The 12,402-nt window shown below is 73.7% G+C and carries 11 protein-coding genes; 6 read left to right on the top strand and 5 right to left on the bottom strand.

Going from position 1 to position 12,402, the window contains the following annotated elements; translation table 11 throughout:
- Positions 1–241: 241 nt before the first annotated feature.
- Together ACGGAQ_RS05255 and mqnP are read left to right on the top strand one after the other, a co-directional pair.
- A complete protein-coding gene (locus ACGGAQ_RS05255; protein WP_393044781.1) occupies positions 242–1,702 on the top strand; it encodes a menaquinone biosynthesis decarboxylase in 1,461 nt (486 codons plus the stop codon).
- Entirely contained in the window at positions 1,702–2,613 is a 912-nt protein-coding gene (mqnP, locus tag ACGGAQ_RS05250) for a menaquinone biosynthesis prenyltransferase MqnP (protein WP_393044779.1), read from the top strand. The genes ACGGAQ_RS05255 and mqnP overlap by 1 nt, the downstream gene beginning before the upstream one ends.
- On the opposite strand, the gene ACGGAQ_RS05245 is transcribed toward mqnP, so the two are convergent.
- Positions 2,610–3,572, bottom strand: coding sequence for a terpene synthase (locus tag ACGGAQ_RS05245; protein ID WP_393044778.1), 963 nt, complete (start codon positions 3,570–3,572; stop codon positions 2,610–2,612). The two genes, mqnP and ACGGAQ_RS05245, sit on opposite strands and share 4 nt — an antisense overlap.
- A gap of 164 nt (positions 3,573–3,736) precedes the next feature.
- Here ACGGAQ_RS05245 and ACGGAQ_RS05240 point away from each other — a divergent pair, with 164 nt between their 5' ends.
- Positions 3,737–4,366: a UbiX family flavin prenyltransferase gene (locus tag ACGGAQ_RS05240; RefSeq protein ID WP_354853801.1), complete on the top strand. Its 630-nt coding sequence runs from the start codon at positions 3,737–3,739 to the stop codon at positions 4,364–4,366.
- A 100-nt stretch (positions 4,367–4,466) separates the two neighbouring features.
- Here ACGGAQ_RS05240 and ACGGAQ_RS05235 read toward each other — a convergent pair whose 3' ends face one another.
- Complete coding sequence (locus ACGGAQ_RS05235; protein ID WP_007454516.1) at positions 4,467–4,733, bottom strand: BldC family transcriptional regulator; 267 nt, start codon at positions 4,731–4,733, stop codon at positions 4,467–4,469.
- A gap of 269 nt (positions 4,734–5,002) precedes the next feature.
- Between ACGGAQ_RS05235 and ACGGAQ_RS05230 the strand changes: the two genes are divergently transcribed.
- Genes ACGGAQ_RS05230 through ACGGAQ_RS05220 form a run of 3 tightly spaced genes read left to right on the top strand, consistent with a single transcriptional unit; the run spans position 5,003 to position 7,471 of the window.
- Complete coding sequence (locus tag ACGGAQ_RS05230) at positions 5,003–5,461, top strand: Lrp/AsnC family transcriptional regulator (protein WP_393044775.1); 459 nt, start codon at positions 5,003–5,005, stop codon at positions 5,459–5,461.
- Between the two features lie 56 nt (positions 5,462–5,517).
- The gene (locus tag ACGGAQ_RS05225; protein WP_393044773.1) at positions 5,518–6,348 is read left to right on the top strand and encodes an SDR family NAD(P)-dependent oxidoreductase; all 831 of its coding nucleotides are present in this window, start codon (positions 5,518–5,520) and stop codon (positions 6,346–6,348) included.
- A gap of 31 nt (positions 6,349–6,379) precedes the next feature.
- Entirely contained in the window at positions 6,380–7,471 is a 1,092-nt protein-coding gene (locus tag ACGGAQ_RS05220; protein ID WP_393044771.1) for a PLP-dependent cysteine synthase family protein, read from the top strand.
- 85 nt (positions 7,472–7,556) lie between these two features.
- On the opposite strand, the gene ACGGAQ_RS05215 is transcribed toward ACGGAQ_RS05220, so the two are convergent.
- From ACGGAQ_RS05215 to ACGGAQ_RS05205, 3 genes are all read right to left on the bottom strand, one after another.
- On the bottom strand, positions 7,557–8,177 hold the full coding sequence (locus ACGGAQ_RS05215) for a putative glycolipid-binding domain-containing protein (RefSeq protein WP_393045682.1): 621 nt from the start codon (positions 8,175–8,177) through the stop codon (positions 7,557–7,559).
- A 109-nt stretch (positions 8,178–8,286) separates the two neighbouring features.
- The gene (locus tag ACGGAQ_RS05210) at positions 8,287–10,248 is read right to left on the bottom strand and encodes a DEAD/DEAH box helicase (protein ID WP_393044769.1); all 1,962 of its coding nucleotides are present in this window, start codon (positions 10,246–10,248) and stop codon (positions 8,287–8,289) included.
- 259 nt (positions 10,249–10,507) lie between these two features.
- On the bottom strand, positions 10,508–12,331 hold the full coding sequence (locus ACGGAQ_RS05205) for a hypothetical protein (RefSeq protein ID WP_393044767.1): 1,824 nt from the start codon (positions 12,329–12,331) through the stop codon (positions 10,508–10,510).
- Positions 12,332–12,402: the final 71 nt, after the last annotated feature.

Genomic DNA, 12,402 nt, shown 5'->3' with positions numbered 1-12,402 from the left:
GCGCCGACCGACCGCGCCGCCGGTCCAGGAGCTGTCGCCGGGCGGTGACCCGCGCCGACCTGGCCGGTGGCCGCGCCGAGCCCGCCGGACCCGCAAACGGCCGCCAGAGCCGCGGACAGCCGTCGACCCGGGCCGTCGCGCCGCCCGCCGGAGTCGCGGACAGCCGTCGACCCCGGGCCGTCGCGGGTGTCACAGCACCCGCTGTGGGCCACCCCGGACCCGGTGCGGGAGACTGGGCGTCATGGCGGCTCGTGGCTTCCCGTACACCGATCTCAAGGACTTTCTCGCGGCGCTGGAGCGCGCGGGGGAGCTGCGCCGGGTCGACGTCCCCGTCGACCCGACCCTGGAGATCAGCGAGGTGGTCACCCGCACGGTGCGCGCCGGTGGGCCGGCGCTGCTCTTCGAGCACCCCACCCGGGGCGAGATGCCGGTGGCGATCAACCTGTTCGGCACCGAGAAGCGGATGGCGATGGCCCTCGGCGTCGACTCGCTGGACGAGATCGGCGCCCGGATCGGCGCGCTGATCAAGCCCGAGCTGCCGGTCGGCTGGTCCGGCATCCGCGAGGGCCTCGGCAAGGTCATGCAGCTCAAGTCGGTGCCGCCGCGCAAGGTCAAGACCGCGCCCTGCCAGGAGGTCGTCTACTCCGCCGACGACGTCGACCTGGGCCGGCTGCCCGGCCTCCAGGTCTGGCCCGGCGACGGCGGGATCTTCCACAACTACGGGCTGACCCACACCAAGCACCCGGAGACCGGCAAGCGCAACCTGGGCCTCTACCGGCTCCAGCAGCACGGCCGCAACACGCTGGGCATGCACTGGCAGATCCACAAGGACTCGACCGCGCACCACGCGGTCGCCGAGCGGCTCGGCCAGCGCCTGCCGGTCGCGATCGCGATCGGTTGCGACCCGGTCGTCTCGTACGCGGCCAGCGCGCCGCTTCCCGGCGACATCGACGAGTACCTGTTCGCCGGGTTCCTGCGCGGCGAGCGGGTGGAGATGGTCGACTGCCTCACCGTGCCGTTGCAGGTGCCGGCGCACGCGCAGATCGTCCTGGAGGGCTACCTGGAGCCCGGCGAGCGGCTGCCCGAGGGCCCGTTCGGCGACCACACCGGCTACTACACGCCGGTCGAGCCGTTCCCGGTGCTGCACATCGAGACGATGACGATGCAGCGCAAGCCGGTCTACCACTCGATCGTCACCTCGAAGCCGCCGCAGGAGGACCACGGCCTCGGCAAGGCCACCGAGCGGATCTTCCAGCCGCTGCTCAAGCTGATGATCCCGGACATCGTCGACTACGACCTGCCGGCCGCCGGGGTGTTCCACAACTGCGCGATCGTCTCCATCCGCAAGCGCTACCCGAAGCACGCGCAGAAGGTGATGAACGCGATCTGGGGCGCGCACCTCATGTCGCTCACCAAGCTGATCGTGATCGTCGACGAGGACTGCGACGTGCACGACTACAACGAGGTCGCCTTCCGCGCGTTCGGCAACGTCGACTACGCCCGTGACCTGCTGCTGACCGAGGGCCCGGTGGACCACCTCGACCACTCGTCGTACCAGCAGTTCTGGGGCGGCAAGGCCGGCGTCGACGCGACCCGCAAGCTGCCCACCGAGGGCTACACCCGCGGTTGGCCGGAGGAGATGACCATGGCCCCGGAAGTCGCGGCCCTGGTCGACAAGCGCTGGAAGGAGTACGGGATCTGATGGCCGTCCTCGACGCACCGGTGGAGAAGCCGGGCCGGGTCAAGTCCTTCCTCAAGCTCGTCGCGATCGAGCACTCGGTGTTCGCGCTGCCGTTCGCGTACCTGTCGGCGCTGACCGCCATGCAGGTCAACGGCGGGCACGTGCGGTGGCTCGACCTGCTGCTGATCACCGTGGCGATGGTCGGTGCGCGGACGTTCGCGATGGCCGCCAACCGGATCCTCGACCGGCGCATCGACGCCCGGAACCCGCGTACCGCCGGACGGGAACTGGTCACCGGGGCCGTGAGCGTGCGGACGGCCTGGACCGGCGCGGCCGTCGCGCTTGTGGTGTTCCTCGTCGCCGCCGCGCTGCTCAACCCCCTCTGCCTGGTGCTGGCGCCGCTCGCCGTGGTGCCGCTGGTCGTCTACCCGTACGGCAAGCGGTTCACCAACTGGCCGCACGCCATCCTCGCGATCGCCCAGGCGGTCGGCCCGGTCGGCGCCTGGCTCGCGGTCACCGGCACCCTGGACGGCTCCTGGCCGGCCTGGCTGCTCGGCGCGGCGGTCGGCCTGTGGATCGGCGGCTTCGACCTGATCTACGCCTGCCAGGACTCCGAGATCGACCAGGAGATCGGCGTGCGCAGCGTGCCCGCCCGGTATGGCCGGCGCTTCGCCCTGCACGCCTCCACCGTCGCGCACGTGGTGACGTTCGCGCTGTTCATCTGGTTCGGCGCGCTGGTCGGCTTCGGCTGGCTCTGGTGGATCGGGCTGGCGTTGACCGCGGTCGCGTTCGGCTACCAGCATCTGGTGGTCAGCCCGACCGACCTCAGCAAGGTCAACCGGGCGTTCTTCACCGCCAACGGCTTCGTCGGCATCGCGCTGTTCGTGTTCGCCCTGCTCGACCTGGTGATCCGCCTCGACCTGCGCGCCTAGGCGTTGGTCGGGTAACGGGCGCTCTCCAGCGTCCAGTCGATGGTGCCGCGCACCGCGTACGCGACCCCGTCGAGATGGTCGGTGACCGCCTCGTCCAACGCCGGCCCGAACGACGGCACGGCGGCGCGGAGCGCCACGAACTGTCGCATCGACTCGCGCCAGCGCTCGGCCACCCGGTCGACCGCCTCCGCCGCCGACCCGCCCTGCTCGGCCTGCGTGGCCAGGACCAGGTTGTGCCCGCCCGAAGTGGCCCGGTCCTTCTCCAGCGAGGCCACGTCGTTGTACCAGGAGAGCAGGTCGTTGCCGGTGCGCGCGATCTGCCGCAGCAGCGGGTGGTGGTAGACGGGGTCGGGCAGCGGTCGGCCGCTGACGAACTCCACCAGCGGGTACGACACCTCCGCCGCCGAGGTTTCCCGCCGCAACTCGACGTACTCGCCGATGCTGGGGCGGCGGCCGGTCTCCTTGTTGACCGCCTCGCGCCAGGTGCCGTCGAGGTGCCGGGCCACCGCGTCGGCGAAGCGCTGCCGCCACCGGGCCGGCATCCGGCGGCGCGGCTCCCGCCAGGCCAGCACCAGCAGCCGCCGCAGCGGACCGGTCAGGCCGCCGTGCCGGAGCCGGGGGCCGTCGTGCAGCAGTGCCAGCGTGCCGTCGCGCAGCGCCCGGATCTGCGCCGGATCGAGCCGGTTCGGCCCGTCGCACGCGTCGTCGACGAGGAAGAACCAGGTGAAGAGGGCGGTCAGCACCCGCAGGTCGGCTTCGCTGGCGTCCGGGTAGAGCCGCCCCGCGTACCTGGCGAAGCCGCCCCGGGCCAGCCGGTGCAGCGCGGCGTCGTCCAGCGGCATACCCAGCTCGGGCAGCAGACCGAGCAGCCACTGCTGGACCCGGTCCGCGTGCGGCGAAAACCGGGCCGGAATCGGGCATTCGGCGCGCAGCGCCCAGAGGACCTCGCCGGTCGTCACCGATGCCTCCCGCGCGATCTGCTCCCGGTGCGAATCGCCACCGGCAGCATGTCAGGTCGGCGGGACGAGCAGAGACCCGCCGGGACATCTCGGACGGCCCCGGCACGGAGGCGGATCGCGGGGGTGCCCGCCGGCGTGCGACGCCGACCAGGCAGGCTGAGGGTATGCGGGAACCATGGGTTGTCGGGGTCTCCGGAGCCTCCGGCACGCCGTACGCGGCGGCCGTCGTCGGCGGGCTCCTCGACGCGGGCGAGCCGGTGGACCTCATCGTGTCCCGGGCGGCACGGCTCACCGTGCTCGACGAGACCGGCCGGTCGTTCCGCGACGCGCACTGGGCCGAGGACCTCGCCGCCTGGCTCGGCCGGGACCTGACCGACGCGGACGTGCGGCACTGGCCGGCGGGTGACCTGGCGGCCGGGCCCAGCAGCGGCTCCTACCGGGTACGCGGAATGGCCGTGGTGCCCGCGAGCACTGCGGCCTGCGCGGGCATCGCGATCGGGCTCTCCAAGGACCTGCTGCAACGCGCCGCCGAGGTCAACCTCAAGGAGCGCCGCCCGGTGGTGGTGGTGCCCCGGGAGACGCCGGTGACCCGCAGTCACCTGGAGCATCTCCTCGCGTTGCACGACGCCGGCGCGGTGGTGCTGCCGGCCAGCCCCGGCTTCTACGGAGCGGGCGCGGCGGCCAGCGCGCAGCAACTTGTCGATTTCGTGGCCGGCAAGGTGCTGGACGCGCTCGGCGTGCCACACACCCTGTTCCGCCGCTGGTCCGGCCAGCTCGGCGCGGCCCGGGGCTGAGCGGTCGGCTCAGCCCGTTCGGCCGGGACGCCCGGTCGGTTGTCGCAGCGGGACGCGGACCGGACTGGTGTCCGGTCCGCCTGACGTTGTCCGCACCAGTTCAGTACATGCCAGCGTTGGCCGGACCCGGCCCGGTGGAGGCAGCCGGACCCACGTTGCGTGGCTTTCCGACCTCGTCCACCTCGTCCAGCATGCCCTCCCCCTCAAGCAGGGCCCGCACCTCGGATTCCCGAAACCGGCGATGCCCGCCTGGAGTCCGGATGCTTCCTATCCGGCCGGCCGCCGCCCATCTCGTCACAGTTTTCGGGTCCACCCGAAACAGCGCGGCGACCTCACCCGGTGTCAGCAGGCGATCTCCAGTGTCCACAGCCCCCTCCTCGCGTCGACGAAGCCCCTGGCTGAACACACTGCCCCCGGCTGGTGCGAGCCCAGAGCCGTCATGAGGGACGTATGGCAATTACAGCACCAGGGACCTGGCCTGTCCGCCAAACGCGAAAAATGCACTGACTGGGAAGTTAGTAAATGGTACTGGTGCAACCCCTACCTAGACGGTCAGTTTGTGAACGGTTACTCACTGTTCTGACCAACGGATGCCGAAGGCATCGCGTTACGCCCAACACGTTAAGGTCACTCTCCGTGGACGCCATCGACCTGAGCCTCGTCGACCTGCTGCGGAGCAACGCCCGCCTCTCGTACGCCGAGCTTGCCCGGCAGGTGGGCCTCTCCGCCCCAGCCGTGCACGAACGCGTCGGCAAGCTGGAGAGCAGTGGCGTGGTCCGGGGCTACCGCGCGGACGTGGAACCCGAGGCGATCGGCCTGGGTGTCACGGCGCTCATCGGCATCGTCGAGGACTCCGGCGCGGACTCCGAAGACATGCTGGAGTCGCTGCGGGTGCTGCCCGAGATCGAATCCTGCTACTTCATGGCCGGCGTCGAGTCGTTCCTGCTCAAAGCCCGGGTCGGCACGATCGCCGAGCTGGAGCAGCTCATCGTGCGGCTGAACCGGACCCCCGGGGTCGCCTCCACGCGCACCGCCATCGCCCTCTCCACCAAGTGGGAGAACCGCCCCCAGCCGGTCGGCCCGCAGCCCGCCTGACCCTGCCGCGCCGCGTACCCCTGGTGTCGTCCGGCGCGCGGCGGTAGCGTGCGCCGATGACCTCGCCGGGACGCGGCGCGGCCGTGGTGACCGGGGCCGCCGGCGGCCTGGGCCGCGCCGTCGCCGCCGCGCTGCACGCCGACGGCTGGTCGGTGCTGCTCACCGACCTCGACCCGGCCGCGGCAGCGGCCGCCGCCGTGCCGTTCGGCGGCTGGTCGGCCGCACTGGACGTCCGCGACGAGGCCGCGTGCGCCGAGATCGCGGCGACCGCCGCGAGTCGAGGCGGCCTCGGCCTCTGGGTCAACAACGCCGGCATCCTGGTCACCGGCCCCTCCTGGGAGCACGACGGGCCGACCCGCCGCCGGGTGCTCGACGTCAACGCGCTCGGCGCGATGAACGGCACACTCGCCGCGCTGGCGGTCATGCGCGACCAGGGCCACGGCCACGTCCTGAACATCGTCTCGCTGGCCGGGCTCATCGCCGCACCCGGCGAGACGGTGTACGCCGCCAGCAAGCACGCACTGCTGGCGTTCAGCCTCGGCACCCTCTCTGACCTGCGGATGGCCGGGTACCGGCGGGTGCACGTCTCCTGCCTCTGCCCGGACGGCATCTGGACCCCGATGCTGCACGACCGGCTGGACGACCCGGGCGCGCTGGCCTCGTTCACCGGGTCGATGCTGACCCCGCAGCGGGTGGCCGCCCGGGCCGCCCGGCTGGCCCGCCGGCCCCGCCCGGTGGTCAGCCTGCCCCGCTGGCGAGGCGCCCAGGTCCGGCTGCTGGACGCCCTGCCCCGACTCGCCGTCGCACTGAACCCTCTCGTCCAGGCCGTCGGCCGGGCCGGGCAACGCCGACAGTCACGCCGGTCGACGCCTCCGGACCGCGGCTGAACGCCGCTGGCCTGCTTGCTAGGTTTCCCGCGTGACTCATCTCGACCGGTGCGACGAGGCCAGCCGCAGCTGGGTGACCGAGGCGATCGCCGCCGTCGAGGCGGACGCGAACCGCTCGGCCGACACCCACCTGCTGCCGTTCCCGCTGCCCCGGGCCTGGGGAATCGACCTCTACCTCAAGGACGAGTCGTCCCACCCGACCGGCTCGCTGAAGCACCGGCTGGCCCGTTCGCTGTTCCTCTACGGCCTCTGCAACGGCTGGATCGGGCCGCGCACCACGATCGTCGAGGCGTCCTCGGGCTCCACGGCGGTCTCCGAGGCGTACTTCGCCCGGATGCTCGGGCTGCCGTTCATCGCTGTGATGCCCGCCTCCACCTCGCCCGAGAAGATCGCGCAGATCGAGTTCCAGGGCGGCCGTTGCCATCTGGTGGACGACCCGGCGAGCGTCGTGGTCGAGGCCCGCTGGCTGGCCGAGGACTCCGGCGGCCACTTCATGGACCAGTTCACGTACGCCGAGCGGGCCACCGACTGGCGGGGCAACAACAACATCGCCGAGTCGATCTACGCGCAGTTGGGGCTGGAACGCCACCCGATCCCGGCGTGGGTCGTCGTGGGCGCCGGCACCGGGGGCACCAGCGCCACCATCGGCCGGTACGCCCGCTACCGCCGCCTGGCCACCAAGCTCTGCGTCGTCGACCCGGAGAACTCGGCCTTCTATCCGGCCTGGCTGGCCGCCGACTGGTCGGTGCGCACCGGCAAGGGCTCCCGCATCGAGGGGATCGGTAGGCCCACCGTCGAGGCGTCCTTCCTGCCGTCGGTCGTGGACCGGATGGTCCAGGTGCCGGACGCCGCCTCGCTGGCCGCGATGCGCGCCGGCTCGGCGGTGCTCGGCCGCCGGGTGGGCGGCTCCACCGGCACCAACCTGTGGGGCGCGTTCGGCCTCATCGCCGAGATGCTCGCCGAGGGCCGGACCGGCTCGGTGGTCAGCCTGATCTGCGACGCCGGTGACCGGTACGCCGACACGTACTACTCCGACGACTGGGTGGCCGCCCAGGGCCTCGATCTGGCACCGCATGCCGCCGTCGTCGAGCGCTTCCTGACCAGCGGCGCGTGGCCCGCCTGAGCAGCGCGTCTCCTGCTCCTAGGGCTCCGGCCTCCGTGCGGCCCGGCTTCGGCTGCGGGCCTGTCGGCCTGTCGGATCGGCTCGGTCAGCGTGGGTCGATGCGCTCCGCCAGGCCGGGGTAGCGCACCACGTAGCCGTCGGCGTCCAGGTCGATGTCCGCGGTGAAGGTGCCGCTGGCGAACCGGACCCGGCCCGGCCCCAGCCCGGTGTAGATCTGCTCGGCCGGCACTACCTCCAGGCCGGGCAGCAGCACCCACGCGACGGTGATCCGGCGCGGCATGTCGGCCGGCCCACTGGTCAGCCCGAGCCGGCGCACCGGGACGGCATTGAACAGCGGGGAGCCGCTCAGGTCGACGTCGAGCGCCTCGGCCAGGCGATCCGGGTCGTCGGTGCCCGGCAGGCCGGACCGGGGATGCCCGGCCCTGGTCAGCGCCGCGTCCAGGTCACCCTGCTCGGCGGTGGTCACCCGCCACCGGGACGCGGCCCGCTCCAACGTCACCCGGCGCAGCCAGCCCGACCCCTCGGCCTCGACCTCGACGCGGGCGGTGGTCCAGTCGGGCGCCGTGGTCAGCCGGTAGCGGGCGGTGAAGGGAATCGGATCCACGGCGAGCAGCGTGCCCCGCGCCGCCAACCCGTCGCCGTCGGTGAACAGCGCCTGCTCACTGCCGGCGGTGTCCGTCCGGGACCAGAAGATCGACTTCGCCATGGTCGCCATGAGCCGGACGTTACGCGACCGGACCGACATCGGCCACGGCATGCGCGAACGCCGCCGCGAAGCGTGCGCTCCGCGACGGCGTTCCGGTGGATCAGTGGGATCAGTGGGTACGCGCCGCCGGTCGGCCGCCGAAACCGCGACGGTCGTCGCGCGGCCGGTCGTCCCGACCGCGACCCTCGGAGCGGTAACCACCCCGGGTGTCCCGGTCGGCGAAACGCCGCTCACCGGCCGGCCGGTCACTCCGGTCAGCCTGCGGCCGGTCGCCGAAGCGCCGCTCGCCCTGCGGCCGGTCGCCGTACTGGCGGTCGCCGGTCGGGCGGTCGCTGTAGCGCCGCTCGCCCTGCGGCCGGTCGCCGTACTGCCGGTCGCCAGTCGGACGGTCGCCGAAGCGCCGCTCGCCCTGCGGCCGGTCGCCGTACTGCCGGTCGCCGGCCGGACGGTCGCCGAAGCGGCGCTCACCCTGCGGTCGGTCGCCGAAGCGCCGCTCGCCGGTGGGCCGGTCGCCCCGGCCATCCCGGTCGCCGAACTGCGGCCGGTCGCCGTAGCGCCGTTCGCCGGTGGGGCGGTCGCCGTAACCCCGGCTGTCCCGATCGGCGTAGCGGCGGTCGCCCTGCGGGCGGTCGCCGTACTGCCGGTCGCCGGTCGGGCGATCGCCGTAGCGGCGCTCACCCTGCGGCCGGTCGCCGTAGCGGCGCTCGCCGGTGGGCCGGTCGCCGAAGCGGCGCGGGCCCCCGGAACGGTCGTCGAAGCGGCGTGCGCCGCCGGAGCGGTCACCGAAGCCGCGAGGTTCCGCCTCCAGGCGAACCGGGACGCCGCTGGGCTCGCGGGCGCCGATCAGCTCGGCCAGCACCGGGTCGCCGACCCGGACGCGGGTCTCGGCCGGCGCCACGCCGGCCTTCTCCAGCATGGCGAGGGTGGTACGGCGCTGCTTGGGCAGCACCAGCGTGGCGACCGCGCCGGACTCGCCGGCCCGGGCGGTGCGGCCGGCGCGGTGCAGGTAGTCCTTCGGGTCCTTCGGGGGGTCGACGTGCAGCACGAGGGTGACCCCGTCGACGTGGATGCCCCGGGCCGCCACATCCGTGGCGACCAGGACGTTCATTCGGCCCTCACGGAACTCGGCCAGGGTCTTGGTCCGCATCCGCTGGGTCTTGCCGCCGTGCAGCCCACCGGCCCGTACGCCGACCGCCGCGAGCTGCTCGACGAGTCGGTCCACACCCAGCTGGGTGCGGGCGAAGACCATGGTCCGTCCGTCCCGAGCGGCGATCGACGCGGCCACCGGGAACTTCTCGTGCGGCGGGATCAGGAGCATGTGGTGATCCATGGTGGACACCGACGCGGTCGACGGCGCGGTGGAGTGGGTCACCGGGTCGTTCATGAACCGCTTGACCAGCGCGTCGACGTCACCGTCGAGGGTGGCCGAGAAGAGCAGCCGCTGACCGTTGGCCGGCGTCTTCGCCAGCAGTTCGGTCACCTCGGGCAGGAAGCCCATGTCGGCCATCTGGTCGGCCTCGTCGAGCACCGTCACCTCGACGTCGTCGAGCTGGCAGATGCCCCGCTCGATCAGGTCGCCGAGCCGACCCGGGGTCGCCACGATGATTTCCACGCCGCGCCGGAGCGCGTCGATCTGACGGTCGTACGGAACGCCGCCGACGGCGGTCTTCAAGAAGATGCCGACGGACTTGCCCAGCGGCATCAGGGCATCGTTGACCTGCATGGCCAGCTCACGGGTGGGAACCAGGACCAGGGCGCGCGGCCGCATCGGCCGGGCCCGGTTGCGGTTGGCGAGCCGAGCGATCAGCGGCAGGCCGAAGGCGAGCGTCTTGCCCGACCCGGTCTGCCCACGGCCCAGCACGTCCCGGCCGGCGAGGGCGTCCGGAACGGTGGCCCGCTGGATCTCGAACGGGGCGGTGATGCCCTGGCGGGCCAGGGCAAGAACCAGCGGCTCGGGCAGGCCCAGGCCGGCGAAGTCGATCGGCTCGGCGGTCTCGGACGGAGTGTTCTCGGTCGAGACCGGCTCGGCCGCGACGACGCTGGACGTCTCCGGGGCTGCGTCGATCGCCACGGGGGCGGAATCGAAAACGGACGAAACGGTGCTGGAGTCAGCAGAGGTGGTCAACAAACGCCTTTCGAGCGGGGCGCATCTTCGCGATGGCCTGCCGCGGCTGTGCCGCCGGATCGCCCGCAAGATCGCCCAAGGGCGCGCACCACGCGCGCCGGGTCAGTGATCTCGACCAGTGTACGGCGGTTCGGCGAAGCCGCCAGCCGGATGACCGACGGTAGTGGGCGGACTCACGCACCCGCGAACCCGCCCGGTCGCCGGATCAGCCGTTGAGCACGCTGCCCACCAGGCCGTCCAGGGCATCGTTCGCGAGCAGAACGACAAGCACGCTGATCCCCACCAGCAGCCCCAACGCGGCGATCAGGACGATCACCACCCGGGTGTTCCGCGATCGCTCGGCCGGCGTGTCCGACCAGCCCTGGGCGAGGATGTGCCCGGTCAGCGAGCCGGAATTCTCCACCGCCGCGTTGGCCGGCAGGGCGATCGTGGCGAACCCCGGCCCCTCACGGCCGCCGTAGACGGTGCCCGCCAGGTCGCGGCCGCCGTCGCGCCTTCCGGCGTGCGGGCCGGCCGGCGCGTCCCGCCGGGCGGGGCCTCCTGGCGGCGTGGTCGTCCGGTAGCCCGTACCACCGGTCGTCGCCGTGCCGGCGGTGGACGGTGGCCAGCTCGGCAGCGCGGGCGCCGGCACCACCGGTGGAGCCGAGACGGGAGCCTCGGCCCGTGCGCCGCTCGGGGCCGACAACGCGGCATCCGACGTCCGGGCGCCGCCCGGGGCCGATGACGCGGCACCCGACGTCGGTGCGCCGCTCGGGGCCGACGTCGCGGCACCCGACGTCGGTGCGCCGCTCGGGGCCGATGACGCGGCACCCGACGTCCATGCGCCGTTCGGGGCCGACCAGGCGGCATCCGACGTCTCTGCGCCGCCCGGGGCCGGCGGTGCGGCATCCCGGGTCGGCTGTGCCCCCGCCGGGGTGGCGTGCGAGGCGTTGACGGTTCGCGGTGCCGCGTCGGTCACGGACGGCCAGACGGCCGGCGGCGCGGAGACCGAGGCGGTGGCCCGTACGCCCGGCGTGCCGATCGTCGCCGGGGGCGGCGGGAACGGTGGCGCCGGCATCGGACCAGGCGGCGGCGGTGGCGCGGGCACCGGCGGGCCGGGCGGCGGCGTCGGAGGCACCGGGACGGGTGGTGTCGGCGGGCCCGGCAGGGGCGGCAGCGGCGAGGGCGGCGGCACGGGTGGCCCTGGCACGGGCGGCACCGGGGCCGGCGGCGGCGTGGGGGAGGGGCCCGGCGTCGGCGACGGACCGGGCGGATACGGACCCGGACTCGGCGCGGGCTCCGGGTCACCCGGCCCGGGAGGCGTCGGTTCCGGGGTCGGCGGCTCGGGAGGCTGCACCGGCTCCGGAGGCTGCGCCGGCTCCGGCGGCTCGGGATTCACCGGCGCCGACCGGTAGACGGCGGACGTGCTGGCCCGAGAGTCCGGCGTGCCCTCGCTGCCGGCCGCGACCCGGCTGCTGCTCGGCACCGTGGCGCTTGCCCGCGCGGGAGCGGTCGAGGTGGCGCGCTGGCCGGGCAACGGGACGCCGGCCGGGCTTGCCGAGCCGGTCGCCCGGTAGGTGGTCGCGCTGGCCGGAGCGCTCGCCGGGAGATCACCGGGCAGCGCTCCGACGGTCGCGACGCTCGCGCGGGCCCGCACCGGGGCCGCGGCGGTCGAGGCAGGGGCAGCGTCATCCGGCGCCGGCTGCGCGACGTCCGCCTCGCTGGTGTGCGTGATGGCAGCGTTGTCGCCGGGAGCGTCGTCAGTGCCAGCGTCGTCCGCGGCGTCGTCGTCTGGCGCGGCGGCCTTCGCGTCGGGTGCGGACTTCGCCTCGGGCGCGTCGGGCGCGGCCTTCGCATCGTCGGGCGCGGCCTTCGCGTCGTCGGGCGCGGCCTTCGCGTGGGGCGCGGCGGCCTCCGCGCCGTCGGCGGCAGCCTTTGCGTCGGGTGCCGTGGCCTGCCCGTCGGGCGTGGCGGCGGCTTCGCCGTCGAGCGGGTCGGCCTCCGTCAGCGCGGAGTCGACACTCTCCGCCGGATCTCTCTGCTCGGCCATCTCCGCCCTCCGCGCCACGCTCGCACCCGGCCCGTGACATCGGACCGGATGTGCCTGGTTGTCACCGTGCC

Origin of the sequence: Micromonospora sp. NPDC047557, assembly GCF_043205095.1 — a bacterium.
In the GTDB taxonomy this organism is placed as follows: domain Bacteria; phylum Actinomycetota; class Actinomycetes; order Mycobacteriales; family Micromonosporaceae; genus Micromonospora.
This window is presented reverse-complemented; position numbering and strand designations above follow the sequence as displayed.

What these genes read in the sequence shown, in the direction of transcription:
- ACGGAQ_RS05255 (WP_393044781.1), top strand. Translation starts at nt 242, where the DNA reads ATGGCGGCTCGTGGCTTCCCGTACACCGATCTCAAGGACTTTCTCGCG.
- mqnP (WP_393044779.1), top strand. Translation starts at nt 1,702, where the DNA reads ATGGCCGTCCTCGACGCACCGGTGGAGAAGCCGGGCCGGGTCAAGTCC.
- ACGGAQ_RS05240 (WP_354853801.1), top strand. Translation starts at nt 3,737, where the DNA reads ATGCGGGAACCATGGGTTGTCGGGGTCTCCGGAGCCTCCGGCACGCCG.
- ACGGAQ_RS05225 (WP_393044773.1), top strand. Translation starts at nt 5,518, where the DNA reads ATGACCTCGCCGGGACGCGGCGCGGCCGTGGTGACCGGGGCCGCCGGC.
- ACGGAQ_RS05215 (WP_393045682.1), bottom strand. Translation starts at nt 8,177, where the DNA reads ATGGCGAAGTCGATCTTCTGGTCCCGGACGGACACCGCCGGCAGTGAG.
- ACGGAQ_RS05205 (WP_393044767.1), bottom strand. Translation starts at nt 12,331, where the DNA reads ATGGCCGAGCAGAGAGATCCGGCGGAGAGTGTCGACTCCGCGCTGACG.